The organism is Prevotella sp. E13-27, from assembly GCF_023217965.1.
Classification (GTDB): Bacteria; Bacteroidota; Bacteroidia; order Bacteroidales; family Bacteroidaceae; genus Prevotella.
On the sequence record NZ_JALPSC010000002.1, the window covers coordinates 919,496 to 944,355 of the forward strand.

Sequence of the window (24,860 nt, forward strand, 5' to 3'; positions counted from 1 at the left end):
TCTGCACGATAAATAAGAAAAATGGGTCTGTATTCAAGATTATTTTGTATTTTTGCAACAAGAATGGGCTTTTTTATCTTTGCCTTGTCGTGAAGATTTTTGCCTCTTTTGCGGATTGTAAAACAAATGATAATATGATGAAACGACACCTAACAATTTTCTGCCTACTGGTCATGGCACTGAATCTGCAGGCTCGACAAGGGAATAATATGAACAAGGACCTGCCTTTCAATCCCTTTGGCCATCCGCTGATTCCCGATATGGTGGCCGACCCCAGCGTTGTTGAGATTAATGGAATGTTCTATTGCTATGTCACCACCGACGGCTACGGACAAGGGCTGGAAACGTCGGGTCCACCGGTGGTGTGGAAGTCTCGGGATTTCGTTAATTGGAGCTTCGATGGAACCTATTTCCCACAGGCTGTGGGCGAGAAATACTGGGCACCTAGCAAACCCGTCTACAAGAACGGACATTGGTATATCTACCCTACGGTTAACGGCTATATGTATCCTGCCGTGAGCGATAGTCACGAAGGACCGTTTCACTTAGCAAAGGGCAATCGCTTTACGATAGAGAACCGTCTGCTGGAAAAAGACAGTGTCTGTGCCATCGACACCGAGATGTTCATCGACGATGACGGCACACCCTATGCCATCTGGGGACTCCGCAATGTGGCAAGGCTCAAGGACGACATGACAACCATCGACACGCTTGTCACCATCGACACCCGCAAAAAGCAATATACCGAGGGGCCCATCTTCTTCAAACGAAAGGGCATCTACTACTATCTCTACACTCAGATGGCGCTGGAACGCTATGAATACTACTATCAGATGAGCCGTGAGAGTCCATTCGGTCCATACGAGACACCTCGGCAGGATGTGGTCTGCACCACCGACGCTGATACAGGTGTGTTCGGGCCTGGACATGGTTGCGTATTCCATCCTGAGGGCACTGACGACTACTATCTGGTGTTCTTGGAGTTCAGTCGCAACAGTACCAACAGGCAAATCTATGCCAACAAGTTGGAATTCAACGACGATGGTACCATCCGTCAGGTAAGGGTGACGCTCAACGGCGTTGGCGCTTTGCGACAGACGATGCGCACAAGACATTTGTTGCAGCCCGTACAGATGAGTGTTTCGTCGGTTGCAGAACCAGAAAGGGTTCCCTACAAATTGGACAAGCGCTGCCAGCGTACGGAGTATTTTGTGCCAGAGTTTGCTGTCGATGGCTCCAATGGGTCGCGATGGATGGCATCTTCTGCCGACACCACCGATTGCTGGCTGATGGCAGACTTAGGCATGGTGCGCCGCATAGGTAACAGCAGTCTCGCCTTTGTCCGTCCCACAGCTGGTCATGCCTACAGGTTGGAAGGCTCTGTCGATGGAATCACATGGCAGACATGTGGCGGACACGATGACCTGCGCATCATGTCACCACACATTGACAGTATCAACCAGTCGTTCCGCTATCTGAGGGTACACATCACTCATGGTATTCGAGGCGTATGGGAATGGAAGATAGAGGAAGCGCAGACCGATGACTTTGCCCATGCCAAGTGGATTGCGTTGGAAGCTGACTCCACCATTCTGTTTCCCTACATTCATCTGCTTAAAGCAAACAGTCCCGAAGGGCAATCGCTGAAAAGCTACCGTATGCCTGTCCTCAGCAAGACTTACCGAGTGAAAGGTCAGGTGAAGAGAGCATGGGTGGACATCTGTGGACTGGGACAATACGAGCTGTTTATCAACGGAGAGAAGATGGGCAATCATTTTCTGTCACCTGGCTGGACGATGTACAACCGTGAACTGCTCTATAACGAGCTGGATGTCACACAAGCCTTGCAGCAAGCCAAGCACGGCAAGGTGGCCATTGAGGTGATGTTGGGAGGTGGCATGTACGACATCAGCACCCGTGGTTATCACAAGATGGCTGGCTCCAGCGGTGCGCCGAAGCTGCTTTTCTGTCTGCATGTTGACTTTAAAGATGGTCAGCACAAGGACTTTGTCAGCGATGCTACATGGAAGGCCCGTGAGAGTGGCATTCGTCATACAAGCATCTATAGCGGTGAGTGGCGCGATGCAACGCTCTTGGCCAAGCCGCATCCTGCCATCATTACCCATCCTCACTGGGATGTACAACTGGTTAAGCAACAGGCTGGCACCCATGTCAAGATACATCAAGAACTGCCAACGACTGAGATAGCCCCTGGCATATACGACACACGACAGAACTGCTCAGGGATTGTCCGAATCAAAGTGAAGGGGAAACGGGGACAGACCATCCGTTTGCGTCCTGCCGAGATACTGAAAAACGGAGCCATATCACAAAAGAGCATGCCTGGCTATGAGTGGCAGTACACCCTCAGTGGCGATACCAAGGGCGAGACATGGCAGCCGCAGTTCTCCTACACGGGGTTCCGCTATGTGGAGGTAAGAGCCGACGAGGGTGTGGAACTACTGGAACTAACAGGACTGCACACGACGACCGATGCAGCGGAAGTAGGCAGCTTCGAGTGTAGCGATACGCTTTTCAACCGCATCCATACGCTCATCGACTGGGCCATACGCAGTAATCTTGTCAGCATCACCACAGACTGTCCAACCCGAGAGAAGCTGGGTTGGCAGGAGCAGAACCATCTGATGGCGCTCTCGATGATGTACCGTTATGACATACGCTCGCTGATGAACAAGATTGCCGACGATCTGGCCGACTCTCAGCACGGTGACGGAGCCATCCCAACCATAGCGCCCGAGTACACGCAGTTTGAACTGGGCAGCGGCTTTGAGGACACACCCGAATGGGGGGCATCGTTCATTCTCTGTCCTTGGTACACCTATCAGTGGTATGGCGACGACAGTGCCATGCAAAAGCACTATGAGGCCATGAAGCGCTATATCGCCTATCTTGGCTCTCGTGCCGAAGGTGGCATTCTCAACTACGGACTCGGCGACTGGTTTGACATAGGTCCGAAACGACCAGGCAAGGCGCAACTCACCAGTGTGGCACTCTCAGCAACTGCCATGTACTATTATGAGCTGACCGTGATGCAGCAGATAGCTCGTCATCTGGGGCGAAATGGCGATGCAGAAGCATTTGCCCGTACAGCTGAAAAGGTGAAGGAGGCCTTTGCCCGTCAGTTCTACAATGGCAGTGACAAGGTCTATGAGAATGGCAGCCAGACAGGACTGGCAATGGCTCTCTATACCGGCATCGCCGCCGATAGCCTGCGTCAGCGCACACTGGATGCCCTTGTGCACGATATTGAGCAGCGAAGCTATGCGCTGACAGCTGGCGATGTGGGCTTCCGCTACGTGGTGCAGGCTTTGCAGCAGAATGGGCGCAGCGATATCGTCTATCGGATGAACCGCAGTGACAGCATACCTGGCTACGCCTACCAATTGAAGCAGGGAGCTACCGCCCTCACCGAAAGTTGGCAAGCCTACGACGACGTGTCGAACAACCACCTGATGTTGGGTCATCTGATGGAATGGCTCTATAGCGCAGTGGGAGGCATACGGCAAACCGACAACGCTTGGCGTCACATTGTCATTGCTCCGCAGATGGTGGGTGAAGTGACATGGGCAAAGACCTCTCTCTCCACACACCGAGGAAAGGTATCCTGCCACTGGACGCGCGACATGGCGAGTGGGGAATGGACCATCAGCGTCTCTATCCCCGAAGGCTCTGACGCAGAACTGCACCTGCCTGACGGCAGAACGGCAACTGTCGGTGCGGGCGAGCACAGCATTTCATCTCAACCTGTCCGCGAACGAGAACTGTGGATCAAGAATGGGCAACGAAACATCTATGGCGTGCTGAGCAGTCCGAACAATGGACAGGCAAAGCATCCCGTGGCCATCATTGCCCACGGATTCAATGGTACCCACGACTGGGGCCGGAATTATTTCAAGACCATGAGTGAGTTGGGCTATATGTGCTACACCTTCGACTTCCCCTGTGGTAGTACAGGAAGCCGAAGTGACAATAACACGATGAACATGTCCATATTTGACGAGCAGAGCGATCTGGAAGCTATTGTCCGCCATTTCTGTTCACGTCCAGACGTGGATACGACCGATATCGTACTGATTGGAGAGAGTCAGGGAGGACTGGTTTCGGCATTGACGGCAACTGCCATGAGTCAGCAGACAAGCAAGCTGGTATTGGTTTTCCCTGCCCTGTGCATCCCCGACAATTGGAACAGTCGCTATCCTCACACCACCGACATCCCCGACACCACCCGCGTCTGGCAAGTACCCCTTGGCCGCCGATTCTTTATGGAGTTGCGCGACATGGACCCCTATAAGGCAGTGGAATCATACACCCGTCCCGTTCTCATCATTCATGGAGATGCCGACAACGTGGTACCGATAGACTACTCCCGCCGTGCCGTCAAACTTTACAAGGATGCCCGACTGAAAGTCATTCCCAAGGCTGGTCATGGTTTCAATCCACAGGACTTCCAAAAGTCGCTGGAGTGGATCCGGCAATTCCTAACAGATGAGTAGCAAGATAACAATTTCAGAAGAGGACGATAGAACTGTCCATTTACAATCTTGCATTATCTTTGACGAAAGGGGATTTGGTTGTGAAGCTATTTCATTTGTATGGCAATATGTCGGTTCAGATGTATTGCCATATAATTATGACCTTAACTTTGATTATTCTTTCAGTAAAAAGAGAATTTTCCGAAGTCAAACAAATAATGACATTCAACCAAGTTTGGGTTTACTTTACCTTTTATATATATAAGATCATCTAAACTTAAACCTAAACTTACAAGGTTGAAATCCGGCTCTTTTCTTTTGATTGAAATAATAAAGATTAGATTCCAGTTTGACCTTGTTTTTTGTTAAAAGATTCTTATTCTGCACGATAAATGAGAATAATGGGTCTGAATTCAAAGATTTATTTGTATATTTGCAACACTAGTGTCCGGTTAAATTTTTCCGAACGTTAATTAAATGTTTAAATTTCAATGAGATACAGCGATTTAAAAATTTTCCGATTTGATTTTTTATCTTTGTACTGTCTCATATATAAGATAGCACAGGATATGAATGCCGGAAATACTGTATTCTCGCAACTGATGTCTCTCATCCCTGACTACGAGCTCAGGAAATGTATTGACAGATATAGAGGGGATTTTCATGCAAGACGATTCACTTGCCGTGACCAGTTCCTTGTCATGAGTTATGCTCAGCTGACCAGCAGCGCAAGCCTTCGTAGCATAGAGGCTCAGTTGACTGCTTTCAACTCCAAGTTGTATCATGCCGGTCTGAAGGTGATGCCCAAGTCCACTCTCGCCGACATGAACGAGAAGAAGGACTGGCGTATCTATCAGGACTACGCAATGGTACTTGTCGAGAGGGCTAAAGTCCTGTATAAAGATGAATACTATCGGTTGGGAATTGACAATATGGTGTATGCCTTTGACAGCAGTACCATCAACCTGTGTCTGCATCTCTGTCCATGGGCGAAGTTCCATCATGACAAAGGTGCTTTCAAGATGCACACTTTGATTGATGTAAAGAACAACATACCCAACTTCATCATGCTTACTCCTGGCAATGTGCATGATACTCAGGCTATGGACAGCTTGCCTGTAGAAGCAGGGGCTTACTATCTGATGGATAAAGGCTATGTGGACTTTGACCGTCTGTTCCGTCTCTTCCAACAGCAGAAGGCTTACTTTGTAACCAGAGCAAAGGACAACATGAAATATTCCGTATTCGAGGCAAGAGAGGTTGACAGGCAGACTGGCGTCATCTCTGACGAGTCCATCAGTCTTACTGGTCTCTTTACAGCCAAGAAGTACCCTGATTTGTTGCGTCTGGTCGTCTATGAGGACTTTGCGCAGAACGTAGTGTATCGATTCCTGACGAATGACTTCACCCTTGAAGCAATTACCATTGCGGAACTGTACCGAGAGCGCTGGACTATCGAAACGTTCTTCAAATGGATCAAGCAGCACCTGCACATCAAGACGTTCTATGGGACGTCCCAAAACGCAGTCTTCACACAGATATGGATTGCCATCTGTGACTACCTGCTGCTTATTATTGCTCTGAAGATGTATCATATCGAACAAAATCTTTACATATTCTCTAATGTCATCGGCCAAGTTCTCTTTGAGAGGACTCCGCTGAATGAACTTTTTGACAAACCAATTATTAATCAAAATCCGGAAGATGACCGCCAACTTTCGCTTTGGTGAAATTTAACCGGACAGTAGTGTATTTGCAAAGCAAATGAGCCAAATGGGCAGAATGAGTCTAAAAAGAGATGCCAGTACTTTACACCAACTCTATAAGTAGCTGATAATCAGCATTGTCTAGTCGCCGCGCAGGCAGCCGTCGAGGAGTAATTATCACTCTGATATAATTAACAAAGGGACCTGTCCGCTCGGGCAGGTCCCTTTTTAGTATCTTATTTGAGAAAATGTCGAAGTATAATCTTATTCGCGGAGAGGCGTTCATCTGCGGTGAATGTATATTTGTAATTGAGGACTCAGAATTTACAAACGTCGAACAGGTTATAACGAGACTCCTTTCGTCTTTACATGAAGACGTGCCACGCCCAACCAAGGTTCAGATAAAGATATCGAATCTTGACAAGAAGCAAACGCGATTATATCAGAGAATATTAAAGTGACTGACATATTAATCCTATCTCAAATACGTTTTGAAAAACTCCTCCAGTTTATCCCAAGGAATCATATTCTTGGGTTCGCCCTTACCTACGAGTTCAGTATATCCACCATCGTAGAGGTCGCAATGTGAGGCTCCTGGGATGATGAGCAGCTGCTTGTTCTCTGGGTTGGGATTGGGTTCGCCAACAAACTTGTACCCCTCTGCCTTACCATCAACCATATAGTGATAAGCTGCCTCACCAAAGTAGCGGGAGTGGGCCTTCTCGCCATGCATCACGAGGACGGCAGAGCGAATCTCGTTGATATAATATAGGAAGCGGCTATTGGCGTAGGCCTGGGTGCCGATGACACGCCAGCCATCGTTGGAGTTGCCGCTGCGTGCATGATAGCCTCTTTCTGTTTTATAATAATCATAGTAGTCCTTAACAAATTGTGGCGCATCATCAGGCAGTGGGTCGATGACTCCACCTGCCATTTCCTTCGGATCTGAAAGGCGCTGTTTGGAAAGTGCCTCGCGTGCGGCATGACGGTCAGGCTCGTTGTCGTTGGCATCATAATAGCCGTTGCCGCTCACACGTGTCATGTCGTACATCGTACTCGCAACGGTTGCCTTGATACGGGTATCGGCAGCGGCTGCATTCAGTGCGATGCCACCCCAACCGCAGATACCGATAATGCCAATACGTTCGGCATCCACATTGTCCTGTTTCGACAGAAAATCGACAGCAGCCATAAAGTCCTCAGTATTGATGTCGGGCGAAGCTGTACGACGCGGTTCACCGCTGCTCTCACCCGTATATGAAGGGTCGAAAGCCAGTGCCACGAAACCACGCTCTGCCATCTTCATGGCATAAAGACCACTGCACTGCTCCTTGACGGCTCCGAAAGGACCCGAGACGGCGATTGCTGCCATCTTACCTTTGCTATCCTTCGGAGTATAAAGGTCGGCAGCTAAAGTCAGCCCATACTGTGTTTTAAACGTCACCTTTTGGTGGTTCACCTTTTCGCTCAGCGGGAACACCTTGTCCCACTCCTGAGTCAATTCTAACTTCTGTTCCATATCGTTATTAGTGGTTTGTTTGTTGTTACATGCTACGAGGATACTGCATATCAGTATCGTGGCGAAAAAAGACCTTTTCATTTTTCTCTACTTTCTATGTTATACCTTTTCTCCTAATTCAAATGCCTCTTGGAGTTTGGGATTACCCATTATCTCACGAGCTTCGTTCACACCTCCGCAGAAAAGTGTTCCTGCCAGGCGACTCTTGGGATAGCAGTCAATCCATCCCGTCAGTCCTATCTCAGCACGCTTCGGAGTCTCTTCCTCTTCCTCGGCAGCTGTTGTCAGCAGATAGACATCACGGAACTTGTAGTCCTGCGAGTACATGGCGTTCATGCGGTCAATGAGAGTCTTCATCTGTCCGCTCATCTCATAATAATAGATGGGAGTAGCCCAAGCTACCACATCGGCCTCCAGCACCTTTGCCATAATGTCGTTCACATCATCCTTGATAACGCACTTGCCCAGCTTTTGACAGCCAAAGCAACCCTTACAGAACTGGATTTCCTTACCAACGAGAGAAATCTTTTCTACCTCGTTTCCGGTACTCTTTGCACCTTCCACGAACTTGTCTGCTAACATGTCGCTGTTTGAGCCGTGACGAAGACTAGTCGATATAACAATTACTTTTTTCATTTTTATCTGATTATCTTTTTGAACTTCATTCGAGCTTGCTCACGCTCGGAAATGAAATCAAGTTTTCATTTCACTCGCTTAATTGCAACCTTGCCATTTTTGATTATTATTCCTTTATGTCCGACTTGAGCCAAAGTTCCACTAAGTGTATATGCCCTCGACTTGCTACCGTCAGCTTTAACCTGACTAATGCCTGTGGTATTGCTCAGCGATAATGTGACGCTAATGTTGCTCTCGCCGGCCTTTAAGAACGTACGCAGCTCACTTTCCGACAATCCGTCAATTTTACCCAGAAGTGTGTAGTTCCATGAGTTTGTGCCGTAGAACATGCAGATATTGCTACCGTTGTAAAGGACGATGTCGCCAGGTTGTGCATTGATCTGTTCGTTGCTTGTTGGCAGCGAGAATCCCAGTGCCCCCCATATCTCAAAACCGCCACTGGAGTTAAGCGTTACCGTGACAGATGCCTCTTGCAATTTGGCGACCAATGCCTGCGTGGCACTATTATTGGTCAGCGTGACGGCCTCAGTCCTTCCATCGATAGTGATGTACATCTTTGTTGTCATTGTCTCGTAGTTCGTTGTCTGTGCTTGAATCTCGTCTCTGCTGCATGACATGACAAGCAACGCAGCTAAAATCATAAAAATCTGTTTCATCGCAATTCTCAAATTTCAATTATGAATTCACGACCTGGTATCTCATCCACACGATTCCGTCCTGCTCCTCCACGCTCTTGAAGGCCAGCCGGACGGGGTTCCGCTCCCTCGTTCTACCGTCGAAGGCAGCAGCCATGCCCTCGCGCCCGTCAATGCCGTAGCCGTACATTATGCTCACCTCGTCGATCAAACCCTGGTCGAGCAGCGATCCATTGATATGTCCGCCACCCACTACGGCCAGACGGTTCACGCCGAACACCGTGCGCAACGTCTCTAAAGCCGATGCTAGGTCGATGCCATCGCGCCCCGTGGTAATATAAGATATGTGTTTCTGCTTCAGATAGTTCAGATACTCCTGACTGGCCTGCTCCGATAGTATCATCAGCAGCGGACGCCCGAACAGCTCCGTGGTGTCGTCGTCCCATAGTAGCGTGCCGCGAGTATCAACGCCGATGGCATAACCGTTGGCCTCTGTGACCCGATAAATCTGTTGCCCGGCATTCTCATGCGCTTTCTGCGGTTGGAATTCGCCAGTCTGTGCATAGTGCATCGCCAGCGTTGTCTTGCCCTCCAGCGTCGAAGGGCAATCGAATTGTTTTAGTGCCTCGTAGTAGTGGTTCGTGTCGTCAATCTGCTCTGTCATTGCACAGTCTATCCTGCCGTCGAGCGAAGCCATCATGTGGCAAATTACGTATGGTCTCATTCTTGTTTGTTTTAAAATTCGCTGCAAAGGTACGACGATTTAGCCATACTCCGCTTAGACGGATTACGGATAAATCTACCAAAAATGATGATTGTTTATTTTTCGCGCTGTTCGGCGAAAAATTGTGAGGGAGTCTGCCCTGTTAGCTGTTTGAAAAGGCGGGTGAAATGGTTAGGATACTCGAAACCAAGCGCATCGGACACTTGCGTGATACTCATGCCGCCAAGCATCAGACTTTTGGCACGCATGATAATGAAACCTCTGATGTAGTCTTTCGGACTCTCTCCCAAAGCACCACGCACGATGTCGCCGAAATAGCCAGGCGACAGACACAGCTCGCTGGCACAGTATTTCACGCTGGGGAGCCCCCCGGTGCGCTGACGGCCTTTGTCGTAGTAGTCGATAAGCACCTGTTGGAATCGGGCTAGGATGTCGCTGCTGCCAGCTGTCATCTCCTTAAATTGGCGGACATAGAAACGGTTACAGTAGTCCAGAATAAGCAGGATGTAGTCTCGCACGATGTCGTTCTGTACATTATCGTCATCAGTTGTTTGCAGCTCCCTTCGAATGTTCGCCATCAAACCCGATAACGTGTCCTTCTCTTCGGTATTCAGAAAGAGTGCCTCGTTGTTGTTGTACGAGAAGAAATGGTAGTCCTTCATGCGTCGTTCAATCTCCGTACCGTGGATGAATACAGGGTCGAACAGCAGCACCCAACCGTGATACTGCCGCTTGCTGCCGTCATCGCGTTTGCCCCCAATTTGTCCCGGAGCAAAAGCAATTAGCGAGCCGTCGCCCTCGTGGTAGATGCCTATGCCGTAGGTCAGGTTCTCAGGGAACTCGCGTTGCAGGAAGATGCCGTAGCAGTCGATGCGGTTCAGCGAATGGCGTATCTCGCCCACCTCGTCGTAATGGATAATGGCGACGTGGGGATGTAGGATTGGCACACGAATGTCACGTGCATAGTCGTTAGCCTCGTTGATATACAGATCCAACTTCATTGCGGGTACAAAGTTACTAATTTTCTTCGAATTAACTGCAGAATAACATAAATGAGTCTTACAAATCAAGCTTTGGTTGCAAACTCAGACGGTATTCGCTTGGCGACTGGCCAAGATGCTTGGTGCAGTAGCGGCTGAAGTAAGAGAGTGACGTGAAGTTCATCAGGTCGGCTATTTGGGTGAGGGACAGGCGTTCATCATTCAAATAGTCTTTCAATATAGGTACGGTGTGTCGGTCGATGTATGAGGTGACACTATGTCCCGTCACGCGCTTCACGGTATCGGAGAGGTACTTGGGCGAGACGTTCAGGCGCTCGGCGTAATAAGTGACCTCACGCTCCGTCCGGCTGATGCCTGTAGCAAGCAGAGCCATCAGTTGTTTCACGATGTAGGCTGTGCGGTCGGTGTGGATATCTGTAGAATCTCGTTGGGCATGGGCCTCGAAGATATCGTACATCATCGTCAGACAGAGACTGCCCATCAGTTCGCGATAGAACTGTACATGTCTGTCGTCCATGCGGTCACGAAGACGATGGAAATCATCCAGCAGGTGTTGTGCCTGTTCGTCAGAGAGTTTGATGACGGGGTCTTGGTTCAGCGAGATACTGCCACCGATGCTGTAGTTGTTCGACGGCAGCAGGTTCTGCAGGAACTTGTAGTCGGCGGCGAACCACTCCACCCGCATATCATCATGCGCCGCGAGGTTGCTGACACGGGCAGGCATCGGTATCACCACCAGGTCGTTCTTCGTGATATGGTAGCACCGCTCGTTGAACACAAAACTGCCCTCGCCCGCCGTACACAACAGGTGCATGCAAGTGTCGCTCAACTCACGGGAATTCATCCCGTAGAAGTCTGTTGAATATTGAAAATCTGCCTTCATGGCTGCGAAATTACACATTATTTTGTATATAAAAGAACATTTTCTGCAAAAAGTGAAAATTGTGAAGTAATTTGTGAAACAAAAGTATCAGGAAATCGTCGTAACTTTGCACCCAAATCCAAAAGTATATTTAAAATGAATATCAAAAGTATCATCACAGCCGCCATAGCATTGCTGATTTCCACAGCTTGCAGCGGTGGCGCAAAACAGGAGAAAGTTATGAACAAGGATGGTAAAAGTTTGGTAGTATTCTTCTCGCATGCGGGAGACAACTACGCAGTAGGAAACATTGAGGTAGGCAACACGAAGATTGTGGCCGACTACATCACAGAATTGACGGGCGCTGAGCAGTTTGAAATCGTTACCCACAAGTATGACGGCATGGCCTACAACCCGCTCATCAAACTGGCGCAGGAAGAAGCAAGGAACGGCGAGCTGCCCGAGTATGAGGGCGACATTGATTTGTCAAAGTACGATACGGTGTTCATTGGTGGACCTGTATGGTGGGGCACTTATCCTCAAGTAATGTTTACTTTCTTCAAGAAACACGCTAATGACCTGAAGGGCAAGACCGTCATCCCTTTCACCACCCACGAAGGTTCTGGATTGGCCAACTGTGTAGAGGATGTGGAGGATGCATTCCCTGGTGCAAATGTTACAAAGGGCTTCAGTATCTATGGTCACGAAGTGCGTACGGAAAAGAAAAAGGTCGAGAAGTGGTTGAAAAGCCTCACCCCCAACCCCTCTCCGAATGGCGAGGGGAGTAAATAGCCAAATCATTAAATCAATTGTAAATGGTAAATCGTCAAATTGTAAATCATTAATATGGAATACATTACATTATCAAACGGTGTCAAGATGCCGACATTGGGCTACGGTGTGTTTCTTGTAAGCCCTGAAGAGTGTGAGCGTTGCGTGAGTGATGCATTAAGTGTAGGCTATCGCCTGATTGATACGGCACAGGCCTACCAGAATGAGGATGGCGTTGGCAATGCCTGGCGCAAGAGTGGCATCAAGCGCGAAGATTTGTTCCTTGTAACAAAGGTCTGGATATCTAATGCTGGTGAAGAACAGGCTGCTAAGAGCATCGATGAGAGCCTGCGCAAGTTGCAGACGGAGTACATCGACCTGCTGCTCATCCATCAGGCCTATGGCGATGTGTTCGGCACATGGCGGGCGATGGAGAAAGCCTATCGTGCAGGCAAGGTTCGTGCTATCGGTGTGTCAAACTTTCAGGCAGGACGTTTCTTCGACTTCGCCCACTATGTAGAGCTGAAGCCGATGGTGAACCAGTTGCAGTGCAACACGCTCATCCAGCAGACAGACATCGAACCGATTCATGCTGAGTTTGGCACGAAGATGATGGCGTGGGGACCGCTTGGCGGACAGGGTGTTGACGGCATCGTGAAGAGCGAGGCGCTGACTGCCATCGGAGCGAAATATGGTAAGAGTGCTGCTCAGGTTGCCCTCCGCTGGCTCACCCAGCGCGGTGTCGTGGCTATTCCGAAGTCGAGCCACAAGGAGCGTATGGCGCAAAACTTTGACATCTTCGACTTCACGCTGAGCGATGACGAGATGGCTCAGATTGCCCAGCTGAACCAGCACGACACGGGCATCATCAACTTCGGCGACCCACAGTTTGTGAAATACTTAATTCAGAATTACGGATAATAAAAAATACAACTATGCTTGGAAACTTTTCTTATTACAACCCCACCAAACTGTATTTTGGTGATGAGTCTTTGAACTTCCTCAAGGACGAACTGAAGGGCTACGGCCCAGTGGTGCTGCTCAACTACGGCAGTGGCAGTGTAAAGCGTAACGGCATCTATGACCAGGTGGTGGCTATCCTCAAAGAGGCAGGCAAGACTATCGTTGAGAACCCAGGCGTGATGACCAATCCCACCTTAGAGAAACTGCATGAGGGCGTCAAGATTGCCCGCGAGAACGAGGTAGACTTGATCCTTGCCCTTGGCGGCGGCAGCGTTTGCGACTACTCAAAGGCCGTGGCTGCATCTGTCTATTATGAAGGCGACTACTGGGACAAGTTCTGGCTGAAGCAGGAAAATCCCGCTAAGGACCAGAGACTGCTGCCTGTGGGCTGTATCCTGACGATGGCTGGCACAGGCTCTGAGATGAACGCCGGCACTGTGATTACAGATGCAGAGCATACTTTCAAGGTGGGGCATGTGTTCGACAGTCGTCTGATGCCTAAGTTCTCTATCCTCAATCCGAAGTTCACGATGACCGTACCCGAGAACCAGATGAAGGCGGGTATCTACGACATCATGAACCACATCATGGAGCAGTACTTCTCGGACTTCGATGACAACACCAGCGACTACCTCTCTGAAGGACTGATGCGTTCTGTCATCCACAGCAGCCGCATCGCTGTAAAGAATCCTCAGGACTACGAGGCACGCTCGAACATCATGTGGACAGCCACATGGGCACTGAACACCCTTATCGGGCTGGGCAAGCAGCAGGACTGGATGGTTCACATGATTGGTCACAGCGTGGGGGCTTGGACACATGCCCCACACGGCTATGCGCTGGCATCTGTCTCAATGGCCTACTATCGCCGCGCCATGCAGAACGGTCTGTCTAAGTTTGTGCGCTTCGCCAAAAACGTATGGGATATCCAGAGCAACGGAATGACCGACGAACAGATAGCCGAAGCTGGTCTGCAGGCCCTGAAAGCCTGGATGCAGGAGATTGGTCTGCCCTTGACCATCACTCAACTGGGTGCCACTGAAGATATGATTCCCGGCATCACCGAGGGCACCATCTGCTATCCCGCCGGTTATCTGAATCTGACGAAGTCAGACGTGACAGAGATTCTTAAGGAGAGCATGTAATATGAAACGAATCGTCTATTTATTTGTAGCATTATTGATGATGGCAACAGCAGATGCACAGACGCTGACGGAGCGTCAAAAGGGATTGGCAGCGTGTGCCTGCCTCATGGCACAGGGTGATATGAATCGTTTGGAGCCTACCGTGCGTATGGCTCTCAACAAGGGCGTAACCATCAACGAACTGAAGGAGGCCTTCTCGCAACTCTACTATCAGTGATACTTTAGTACTCCTGACTTGTCTGATCCATTCGTCTATGAAAGATTCTGCATGAGTTTTAGTGACTTGCATCCATATTTCCCTCATGCTCTCCTTTAAATAGGCAAGTACTTGGCAAACAGGTACTTGCATCGGTTCTTTTTTTATTCATTCTGCTCATAAAATAGGCAGTCTGTAACGGAGTGTTTTACAAATGCTGAGACTGAAAAGAGTTGACAAAAACTGAAGGAGGCCGTGTCAGTTGGTTTTGACACAGCCTCCTTTTTGTTATGTCCCAGTTGGGGACATGGTTGACATTCCTACTTCAGCACCACCTTCTTGGTGTCGATGATGTAGGTACCCTTCTTCAGGCTCTTCGTGTTGCTCATCGTGCCGATGTATTTGCCGTCGAGCGAGTAGACACGTACGGACTTGCCGGTAGCCATGAGCTGATCGATGCCAGTGGTCAGGCTGATGGTGACGCTCACGGGCTTCGACTCCACCTCACCGGGATAGACAGCGGTCACACTGAACTTGTACTCCTTGGTCTGAGTGAACTCAACCGTAGCCGTGGTCTCGGTAGCAGTCTTCACGAACTCCTCATCCACATAGACGTTGTAGCCCACAGGCTCGCTGCCGCCGGCCAGATAGCTGATGTTATCGATGGCCAGGACGAAGCCGTTGTCACCGTTGGTGACGTTGCGGATGGCGAAGTACTTCGTGCCCTCGGGCAGCTCGTAACTCACCGTGCTCCAAGCACCGCCGTTGTCGGGCACTTCCTGAATGAGCTGGAAGTCGGCAGTCTCCTTACCCGTGGTAGAGTAGAGCACCTGATAGGTCTGAGCGCCATAGTCGTTGAATGCCTTCACGTCGAACGTCAGGGTCTGTGCCACGCCCGGCAGTTCAGGTGAGATGAGCCAGTCGTCGCAATCGACATATCCCTCCGACGTAGCGTTGTAGAGCGAGATGAGGTAGTTGTTGTCCACATTGCCGTCGGCACCGGCGAAGGCTTCCGAGTTGCCGCCGTAGGTAGCGAGGTTGAACACCTCCCAAGCAGTTGCCTTTCCGTGGCTGGGCAACTCCAGGTCCTCGAAGAGGCTGCCCTTCGTGCCGCCATTGGCGTTGACGACGGTCCAGTTGCCGATAGCGCCCGTAGCGTTAGCACCATTTGCATAGCTGCTGAAGTCGTCGGCCTGCTGAGATGCGCTCGTGTTGGGAGCCACCCAGGTCAGGGTCACCACGTTGCTCTCCTCGCTCTGCGTTGCAGCCAGGTTGGTGGGCTGAGCAGCCTTTGAAGTCTTCACGCTGATGGTAGCCGTGCTCAGGTCGTTGTCCTCCACTTGGTCGCTAGCGAAGCTCACCTTGGCAACGATGTCCACGTCGCCCTCCTCAGTGAAGATGGTGGTGGGCAGTTCGGTCTCGAACTCAGTGCTCTTGAAGGGCTGCAGTGCCTCGTCCACGGTCTGGTTCATCAGTTCCTTCTCGCCAGCCTTCACAATGACGGTATAGCCGTTGGCGGCATTCTCACCTTTGTTGGTCACCTTGACCACAATATTAGCATTGCTGCCAGCCTGCACGGTGGTGTCGGCCTTCATGTCGATGGCCAGGTCGTACTGGTAGAGATCCACGATACGAATGTTGTCGATGATGAGCGTGTCCTCATATTGATTGACGCTCTGTGTCTCGATGTTAGCCAAGAGACCCACTGTAGAATAGCGCTCTGCATCGCTGATTGTGCTCAGAGGCACCTTCACCGTAGTGTATTCGGCAGTCACGTCTGCCTCAGCCAGGGTGATGATCTCGCCACCGTCCTTTGCTCCGATGCCATATACCTTGTCGGTGCTCTCACTGCGCACGTCGAACAGCAGTGTAGGGTTGGCAGCGGTCATCAGGTTCACCTTGTCAAGTATGAAGTACACCTGCTCACTATTGCCATTGTTGTAGAGCTTCAGAGCCACGCCGTCCTCGTCGGATGAGTTGGTGCTCACGCCCAGTCCGCCGTTGCAGCTCCATGCATAGTGCAGGCTTGTGCCCTCGAAGCTCTCGAAGAGAGGAATGTCCAGAGGAGCGCCCACTAACACCTCGCTGTAGGCCAGTGTTGCGTCGGTAGCTGCCTTGCCGTCGTTGGCCGAAATGCCGAAGTACTGAGAAGCCTGTTCACCCTCGTCAACGGGGAAGTCGATCGTGAGTTCGGTCTTGCCGGTTACGTCGGCAATGGTCTGGTCAACCACGAGATAGCTTCCGAAGATGCTCTGCTCCAGTTTCAACGTGCTAACCTCATACTTCATGGTAGCGGGGTCCACATAACCACCGTGAGCGCCTGTTGCTGCATCCCATGCAAAGGTGATGCTCGTAGCAGTGGTGCTCTTAACGTGGAAGTTCTTCACGTCGGCAGGTGAGTCAACACCCACATATACGGTCACCTTCTCCGACTTCTTGCCTGCGTTGCCGTCTTTATCGTAAGGAATGGCCTGATAGGTGTGCAGGGTGTCGGGAACATCCGTGTCTGTATATTCGGCAACATTTCCGGGGAGCACGTTCAGTGTGGTGAGCAGTTCGTTGTCGCGCAGGATCTCAATCTTGCTCAGGTTTTCAGCTGTCAGCTCGTCGCTGCCAATGGTCATAGAAGGAGCGGTCACCTCAATCTTTGCCGACTTAGCGCCTTCGGCAGCAGGAGTAACGGTCAGCTCAGGAGCAGCGGGAGCCGTGGGATCCAGACCCTTCTCCACAGTCAGCGAGTTGACAACTAAGCGCCAGTTTTCTGGCTCAGAGATGGCGTGGATGGCAATGAAGTACTCGCCAGCTTCGTCAACGGTGAACTCACCCTCGAAGTCATCGGCCTCAGTAGAGCTCACCTCGGTAGGACTGATGGCAGTGATGTTCAGACCTTCGGCAGTGGCCTCCTTGCCCACCTTCACCTCGAAGCGCTCAGTGTAGTTGGCGTTGTAAGACTTGGCGTTCACGGTCACCTTATAGCTCTTGCCGGCTTCCAGATTGAAGGCGGGGCTCACGAGATAGTCGTCGCCTGGGTTGGTAGAGTCGTAGCTGTACATAGTACCAATCGACGAGTTGAACGACCATGTCTTTCCGTCCTCGTTGTTGTCGATGATGGTGAACAGGCCCGTCTGGTCCACAGTCAGGTCGAAGGTATAAGGCACTGAGAGTGCTGCAGTGACCAGAACGCTCACTTCCTCGCTCTTCTGTCCGATGCCGTTAGCGTTGTAGGGAATGACCTGATACTTGTGTGTACCGATGGTCAGACCTTTTTCCTCGTTATCCAAGATGGTACGCTCCGAACCGGGAGCCACGTCGGCCACGCTCTCAATCACAACGCCGTCGCGCAGCACGTCGATCTTGGTCAGGTTTTCGGTCATCTCGTTACCGTCAATGGTCGTAGTGGGTGCCTCGAAGACGATGGTAGCCTCCACCTTGTTGGGAGTGGGCGTCACCATCAGGTTGTTCACGGCTGCTGGAGCATTGCCGGCAGCACCGACCTCTATGGTCAGGGTCTTCACCTTCAGGCGCCACTGGTTGGCATTCGAAGTGGCATGGATGGCCACGTAGTAGGTGCCAGCCTCGTCAGTCGAGAACGAGCCGCTGAAGTCGGTAAAGTCAGCAGAGGTCACCTCTGTCTCGGCAATCGCCACGGTCGAGAGACCCTCAACAGTAGCTTCCTTACCCACCTTCACCTCGAACTTCTCAGGATAGCCACTGTTGGCAGCGTTCACAATCACGTTGTAGCCCTTGCCGGCTTCGAGTTTGATGGGCAGCACCAAGTAGTCGTCGGCAGCTAAAGAGTTGCTATAAGAATAGTTGGCAAAGTTCGATGCGCTCCAGGTCCAGGTCTTGCCGTCCTCATTGTTGTCGATGACGAAGAAGTCGCCAAACGGAGCCTCAGTGGTGAAGTCGGCCACGTAGGGAGCCGTGATGGGAGCTGCGTCGAGCACGAAGTCATCCACATAGAGATAATACTGATTTTTATCTGAGATGGCATGCACGCCAATGAAGTATTCGCCACTCTCGGCTACCGTCAGCTCATTGTTCGACAGGGTAATGAAGCTGGCACTGGTAACAACGGTCGTATCAATCACCTGCGCGCCGGCAGCCAGGCCTTCGGCCTCTTTGCTCTTGGCAATCTTCACCTCTAAGCGCTCAGGATAGCTGGCCGACTGGGCATGGGCAGCGATGCTGAAGGCATACTTCTTGCCAGCCACAAGCTTGATGGCGGGCGAGACGAGCCAGTCGTCGCCCTGGTTGGTCGAGCTGTATGTGTAGCGTGCCATGCCGCTGTAGAAGGCCCATGTCTTGCCGTCGGCATTGGCATCGATGATCTTGAAGTGCTTCTGCTCAGCAGCGTCGTCGAAGGTGTTGACGTAGGGCAGCGTCTCTATGACGGAAGGAGCGGGCTCCTCGGCATAGATGGTGAGCGACTCAATGTAGCTGAGATAGTACATGCGGTCCTCGGCAGCGTTGAACACGATGAGCTGGTTTGCATCGAGTGTCAGCGTCTTGGCCTCGCTGTCGTAGGTCATGGTGAAGTCCTGCAGGTTGCCGGTCTCTGAATCGGCACCTACTGCCCAGATAGGCATGGTGCCGCTATACATGCCGACGAACTGGAACTTGCTGAAGGTGACGGTAGTGCCGTCGAGGGTACCCTTGATCCAGGCGTCGGGGAAGTTGGACGTCAGTCCGCTGATATATACCTCGTTCCCTACGAATGCAACCATCACGTCGGTAGGAACGGCTGCTGAGCCAGTGCCCTCGGCATACCAGTCTAAGACCTCGGCGCCGTCGGGCAGCACGATGGGATCGGTAGAAGCAGGCTGATAATTAGGATCAACTGTCCACACGGTACCATAGTCGCCATAGCCAGACCATGAGTTGTCATCGTCCCAGTAAACGCCGATGATTTTGTCAGTGCTGCTGCCATCGAGCGTGATGGTGCCGGCCTCGTCGTCAACGGTGAAGGTGATGTCGCCCTCGCCCTTTATATAGGTGTTGCCGGTGGAAGTGCTCTGGACGTTACCCCAGTATAAGGCCAGCGTAGTAGAATAGTTGGTATTCCACAACAGCGGCTGGCCACCAGCCACGGTGATGGTGTTGCCATCCTTGGTGCCTTCTACCCAGGAACCCTGGCTATAGTGCGACACGGGGTTCTTGATATACACCTTGCCGCCTTCGGCCTCAAGAATCGTCACGATACCGCTCTGGTCTTCACTATAGACCGAATTGTTGCTCACATAGAAGGCCGTACCGGTACGGTTGTAGTACTTTGTCACGCCCTCACCCGGATCGGTGATGATGCCGTGATCGTCCTTGGTGGGAGCCTTGCGCTGCGCCTTGGCACGTGCCGACAGGGCGGTGGTGCCCACCTGCTGGAACTGCTCCACCTTGCGCGCATTTGGCAGTGTGCCACAAGGGGTCTTGCCATTGCCAATGATGCCGCTGCGCGACACGTAAGCCGGAGTCTTGGGAGCCGTCGGCCAGTTATAAACTGCCTCCTCCAGGTGAGCGTCGCTCTTCGAGGGACGCACCTGTGCGGCCTGAGCGGCTACTGCCGAAGCAAACTGCTTGCCTTCAGCCACAACCAGCTTCTCGTTGGCCTTAGCTACAGCAGCACGTGCTAAAGCAGCCTCTTTGGCCTGAAGGACCTTCGGTGCCTTCATCGCAGCACTATACGCGGTTTTCTTTGCCACCACGGTCTGTGCTTCGGCGGGAATTGCGAGCAGCACTGCTGCCACAACTAAAAGAAAATAAACAATTCTTTTACCCATAATTAAATTGATTTTAGTGAATAATAAAAACGAATAAAAATAACAAATCGATTAGTTTTTGTAAAAAATAATAACAAATTTAAATTATTTATAGTGCAAAAGTATAAAATTATTTTGTATTTAACAAATTTATAGACTCGTTACAACATAAATTAACACTAAAACCTATCCACGCTTTTTTATAACGACCACGGATTATTTTTTTATAACGACCACGGATGAAACGGATTTAACGGATTCTGAACTGCGCATGGCTGATTCATCAGCTATCAATGGACCTGTCCGCTTGTGACTGGTCCATTTTTTCTGCAATTGATTTTTACTATCACATCCTGCAATTACCTATAAGTTGTTTGCCCAGCTCATAGGCATTCTGCAGGTCGGTAGCGAAATGCTCGTCACGAAACCTTCGTTTCTACCTAAATTCCGTAGCTCTTTAGTTTAACTTTGTTATAAGTTCCTGAGCACAGGGCAGCTCATGGCAGGAGCGTCGTACGACCTTGACTTCGACCATCAGTTCATAGAGACAGAGCAGTCGCAGGTGCCGTTGCCGCGATGACTGCGGTCTCGCTGGCTAAGGCTGCCGCCACATTCTGCACCTTCAGGGCTGCACGCTGGAAGTCGGCAAAGCCGAAGGGCTTCAGCAGATAGTCAACGGCATCGACCTTATGAATTCTTCTTATAGCTCTGCACAGCCCAACAGCCCATCAGCGTACCGATGCCAGCAAGGGCTAAGACCTGATGGGCAGTTTCGTGCAGTCCACCTCCACGGATAAAGACGGTGCGGATGGCATCAATGAAGTAGTGCATGGGGTTGATATAGGTGGTCAGATAAGCCCACTGGGGCATGGAGCGCGTGGGGGTGAATAGTCCCGAGAGCAACATGATGCTCACCACAAAGAACCACATCACGAACATGGCCTGCTGCATGGTGTCGGAGTAGTTGGACACGATGAGTCCGAAAGAAGAGAAGAACAGCGCCAGCAACATGGCAAGCACGTAGATGAGCCACACGGGACCAGCAGGCGTGATGCCATAGACGAGCCACGCCAGCAGCAAGCACACGGTGATGACAAACAGCGCGATGAGCCAGTAAGGAATGAGTTTGGCAAGGATGAACGACCACTTGGAGACGGGTGTGACATTGATCTGTTCGATGGTGCCAGCCTCTTTTTCGCCGACGATGTTAAGTGTGGGCAGGAAGCCCGTCATCAGCATCATCACAATGGCAAAGAGGGCCGGAATCATGAAGAGTTTGTAGTTCTGTTGCTTATTGTAGAGGGTAAGCACGGAAGCGGCTGAGAGCGTTGAGACAGGAGCACTGACTATCTGCGAGAGATAGGCGCTGCCCATTGAGCCCTTGGTGCCGTTGACGGCATTGGCAGCAATGAGATACTTGCCATTGCGAATCTCGAGGATAACGTCGGCCCTACCCTTTTCAATGTCCTTTACCGCTTCAGCATAGGTAGCCTTCTGTCCACCGAAAATGAAATAGTTGGAGGCAGCAATCTGCTGTATCAATCGCTGCGACTCCACGGTGTGGTCGATGTCAACCACATCTACCACGATGTTCTTCACCTCCATCTGCATCACCCACGGCATCACACACATGATCACGATGGGGAACATGATGATGAGTTTGGGCAGAAACGCATTACGACGTATCTGCAGGAACTCCTTTTGTATGAGATATTTCAGTGTCATATCAGTTACTCCAATCTTACATTAAACTTCTTCAGCGCGATGGCGAGCAGCACCACCGTCATAACTGCCAGCACAGCTACCTCGTGAGCCACTTCGCCAATGCCCACACCCATAATCATCAACTTGCGCATAGTCTCGATATAATAGCGTGGCGGCACGATAGCCGATATCCATTGCAGGATAGTTGGCATCGATTCAACAGGAAACAGCATGCCCGACAGCATCACCACAGGCATCAACAGCACCATAGCTGACAGCAGCAGGGCCACAAGTTGCGTCTGTGCCACGTTGGAAATGAGCAGTCCCAGCGAGAGTGCTAGCAGGATATAGAGGGTACTCACAGCCAGAATCCAGAACAGCGAACCAGCAAGGGGCACACCCAGCACGAAACGCGCCATCAGCAGGATGGTGATGAGGATGGCGAAGGCCAGTACCAGATAGGGCACTGCCTTAGCGATGATTACCATCAAGGGGCGCACAGGCGATACGAGCAGTACCTCCATCGTTCCTTTCTCTTTCTCGCGGACAATCGATATCGAGGTCATCATGGCACAGATGAGCATCAGCAGCATACCCATGATGGCAGGCACGAAATTATAGGCTGACTTCATCTGAGGGTTGTAGAGGAGCCTCACCCCCAGCCCCGGCCTCACCCCTAACCCCTCTCCAAGGGGCGAGGGGAACTTGAAGGGCGAGGGGAGTGAATAGTGTTTGCCGTCAACTGGCTGAGACAGTATGCTTTGGGCGTATGTAGTCCATTGCTGAGCCATATTGGGGTCGCTACCGTCAACCATGATTTGCCACTGAAGGTTACTACTCCCCTCGCCCTTCAAGTTCCCCTCGCCCCTTGGAGAGGGGTTAGGGGTGAGGCCGGGGCTGGGGGTGAGGCTCATATCGGCCTTCTGACTGCGGATGAGTTGTTCGGCTTCCCGTGGGGTGTTCACAGTCTGCGTGATGACAAAATATTCCGATTGTGCCAATCGTTCTACGGCCTGCTGCGTACGGGGCGACATCTCTGACGTGACCACCACCGTGCGCACATTTTTCACATCGGTGGTGATGGCAAAGCCGAAGAGCAACATCATCACCACAGGCATGCCGAAGAGTATCAGCATCGTACGCTTGTCGCGCAGAATATGCTTGGTTTCCTTGATTACAAATGCTATAAATTGTTTCATTTCTCTAAACACTAAACTCTAAACACTCAACTATCACTACGGCTAGCCTGGCGGGCCAGATAGGTAAACACGTGATCCATATCGGGTTGGTGGAAACGTTGTTTCAGTTCGTCTGGTGTACCCAGTGCACTGATCTTGCCGTCCACCATGATTGAGATGCGGTCACAATACTCCGCCTCGTCCATATAATGGGTGGTCACAAAGACCGTGATGCCACGATGGGCTGCGTCGTAGATGAGCTCCCAGAACTGGCGGCGCGTAGCGGGATCGACACCACCTGTGGGTTCGTCGAGGAACACCACACCTGGGTCATGGAAGATAGAGACTGAGAAGGCCAGCTTCTGCTTCCAACCTAAGGGCAACGAACCCACCAAGTCATCGCGATGGTCTTCAAACTTCAACTGCCGCAGCACCTCGTTCATCTTACGCTTCACCTCGTCGGGTTTCATGCCGTAGATACCAGCAAAGAGACGAATATTCTCGGCAACAGTCAAGTCTTCGTAGAGCGAGAACCGCTGCGACATATAACCGATATGCTTCTTTATCTGCTCATATTCCGTGCGGATGTCAAAGCCTACCACCCTACCCGTTCCGCTGGTGGGCTGGTTCAGGCCTGTCAGCATGTGCATAGCCGTCGTCTTGCCGGCACCGTTGGCACCCAGGAATCCGAATATCTCGCCCCTCTTAACGCTGAATGAAATATCGTCGACGGCATGGAAATCGCCAAAGGCTTTAACCAGATGTTCTACTTCGATGACGTTATCTTCTTTCACTTCTGCAATCTTCTCGTGTTCAATGCCTGACGGATTGAAGATACTGGCAAACTGGGTGAGGATATCATCGGGAGTGCCAATACCGCGCACCTTCCCTTGGTCCAGAAAAGCGACGCGCTCGCAACAACGCACCTCGTCGAGATAAGGCGTTGAAGCCACAATGGTGATACCACTTTCCTTCAGCATCAGCAGCATCTCCCACAGCTCCTTACGGCTCACGGGGTCAACACCCGTGGTGGGCTCGTCGAGGAAGAGCACACTGGGTTGGTGTACCAATGCACACGAGAGCGCCAGCTTCTGCTTCATACCTCCCGAGAGAGCCCCTGCCTTACGGTCTTTGAAGCGTTCTATCTGCGAGTATATGGCTTTGATGGAGTCGTAGCCTTCATCAACAGTCGTTCCGAAAAGCGTGGCAAAGAAGTTCAAGTTCTCCTCGATAGTGAGATCCTGATAGAGCGAGAACTTGCCTGGCATATACCCCACCCTGCTACGCACCTCACGCATCTGCTTCACCACATCGTGGCCATCTACCGCCGCCGTACCAGCATCAGGCAGTAATAGTGAACAGAGGATGCGAAACATCGATGTCTTGCCGGCTCCATCGGGGCCTATCAGTCCGAAGACCTCACCCTGGCCGACAGAAAACGACACATCGTCGAGTGCCTGAATAGGAGCCTCACCCCCAGCCCCTCTCCAAAGGGCGAGGGGAGTTGTTGCTTCTTTACCGTAGCTTTTGCTGACGTTTTTAACAATGATTGCTTCATTCATCGCTATCTATTT

At 51.1% G+C, this 24,860-nt stretch carries 16 protein-coding genes; 6 read left to right on the forward strand and 10 right to left on the reverse strand.

From position 1 onward, the window contains the following. Positions 1-134 precede the first annotated feature (134 nt). Together M1L52_RS12800 and M1L52_RS12805 are read left to right on the forward strand one after the other, a co-directional pair. The gene (locus M1L52_RS12800; protein WP_248615438.1) at positions 135-4,514 is read left to right on the forward strand and encodes a family 78 glycoside hydrolase catalytic domain; all 4,380 of its coding nucleotides are present in this window, start codon (positions 135-137) and stop codon (positions 4,512-4,514) included. Between the two features lie 548 nt (positions 4,515-5,062). Beyond that, positions 5,063-6,223 (forward strand): IS4 family transposase, encoded by a 1,161-nt coding sequence (locus M1L52_RS12805; protein ID WP_317231464.1) that lies wholly within the window; start codon positions 5,063-5,065, stop codon positions 6,221-6,223. A 451-nt stretch (positions 6,224-6,674) separates the two neighbouring features. Here the strand turns inward: M1L52_RS12805 and M1L52_RS12810 are convergent, their stop codons facing one another. The 6 genes from M1L52_RS12810 to M1L52_RS12835 all read right to left on the reverse strand — a co-directional run bounded on the left by M1L52_RS12810 (position 6,675) and on the right by M1L52_RS12835 (position 11,597). Next, positions 6,675-7,799, reverse strand: coding sequence for an alpha/beta hydrolase (locus M1L52_RS12810; RefSeq protein WP_248615439.1), 1,125 nt, complete (start codon positions 7,797-7,799; stop codon positions 6,675-6,677). An 18-nt stretch (positions 7,800-7,817) separates the two neighbouring features. Continuing rightward, positions 7,818-8,354 carry a flavodoxin family protein gene (locus tag M1L52_RS12815; RefSeq protein ID WP_248615440.1) on the reverse strand — a complete coding sequence of 179 codons (537 nt, stop codon included), beginning with the start codon at positions 8,352-8,354 and terminating at the stop codon, positions 7,818-7,820. Between the two features lie 65 nt (positions 8,355-8,419). Next, positions 8,420-9,010 (reverse strand): cyclophilin-like fold protein, encoded by a 591-nt coding sequence (locus M1L52_RS12820; protein ID WP_248615441.1) that lies wholly within the window; start codon positions 9,008-9,010, stop codon positions 8,420-8,422. 19 nt (positions 9,011-9,029) lie between these two features. Then, positions 9,030-9,713: a RibD family protein gene (locus tag M1L52_RS12825; RefSeq protein ID WP_248615442.1), complete on the reverse strand. Its 684-nt coding sequence runs from the start codon at positions 9,711-9,713 to the stop codon at positions 9,030-9,032. 95 nt (positions 9,714-9,808) lie between these two features. Continuing rightward, entirely contained in the window at positions 9,809-10,714 is a 906-nt protein-coding gene (locus M1L52_RS12830; protein ID WP_248615443.1) for a helix-turn-helix domain-containing protein, read from the reverse strand. Positions 10,715-10,772: 58 nt separating this feature from the next. Further along, positions 10,773-11,597 (reverse strand): AraC family transcriptional regulator, encoded by an 825-nt coding sequence (locus M1L52_RS12835; protein WP_248615444.1) that lies wholly within the window; start codon positions 11,595-11,597, stop codon positions 10,773-10,775. A 135-nt stretch (positions 11,598-11,732) separates the two neighbouring features. Between M1L52_RS12835 and M1L52_RS12840 the strand changes: the two genes are divergently transcribed. Genes M1L52_RS12840 through M1L52_RS12855 form a run of 4 tightly spaced genes read left to right on the forward strand, consistent with a single transcriptional unit; the run spans position 11,733 to position 14,672 of the window. Next, positions 11,733-12,368, forward strand: a complete 636-nt coding sequence (locus M1L52_RS12840; protein WP_248615445.1) for a flavodoxin — start codon at positions 11,733-11,735, stop codon at positions 12,366-12,368. A gap of 54 nt (positions 12,369-12,422) precedes the next feature. Beyond that, a complete protein-coding gene (locus M1L52_RS12845; protein WP_248615446.1) occupies positions 12,423-13,268 on the forward strand; it encodes an aldo/keto reductase in 846 nt (281 codons plus the stop codon). Between the two features lie 14 nt (positions 13,269-13,282). Next, entirely contained in the window at positions 13,283-14,455 is a 1,173-nt protein-coding gene (locus tag M1L52_RS12850) for an iron-containing alcohol dehydrogenase (RefSeq protein WP_248615447.1), read from the forward strand. Position 14,456: 1 nt separating this feature from the next. Further along, positions 14,457-14,672, forward strand: a complete 216-nt coding sequence (locus M1L52_RS12855; protein ID WP_248615448.1) for a carboxymuconolactone decarboxylase family protein — start codon at positions 14,457-14,459, stop codon at positions 14,670-14,672. Between the two features lie 299 nt (positions 14,673-14,971). Here the strand turns inward: M1L52_RS12855 and M1L52_RS12860 are convergent, their stop codons facing one another. From M1L52_RS12860 to M1L52_RS12875, 4 genes are all read right to left on the reverse strand, one after another. Further along, a complete protein-coding gene (locus M1L52_RS12860; RefSeq protein WP_248615449.1) occupies positions 14,972-20,425 on the reverse strand; it encodes a choice-of-anchor J domain-containing protein in 5,454 nt (1,817 codons plus the stop codon). A gap of 666 nt (positions 20,426-21,091) precedes the next feature. After that, the gene (locus M1L52_RS12865; RefSeq protein ID WP_248615450.1) at positions 21,092-22,129 is read right to left on the reverse strand and encodes an ABC transporter permease; all 1,038 of its coding nucleotides are present in this window, start codon (positions 22,127-22,129) and stop codon (positions 21,092-21,094) included. Between the two features lie 5 nt (positions 22,130-22,134). Beyond that, entirely contained in the window at positions 22,135-23,307 is a 1,173-nt protein-coding gene (locus M1L52_RS12870; RefSeq protein ID WP_248615451.1) for an ABC transporter permease, read from the reverse strand. A gap of 26 nt (positions 23,308-23,333) precedes the next feature. Next, a complete protein-coding gene (locus M1L52_RS12875; protein WP_248615452.1) occupies positions 23,334-24,848 on the reverse strand; it encodes an ATP-binding cassette domain-containing protein in 1,515 nt (504 codons plus the stop codon). Between the last annotated feature and the right edge of the window lie 12 nt (positions 24,849-24,860).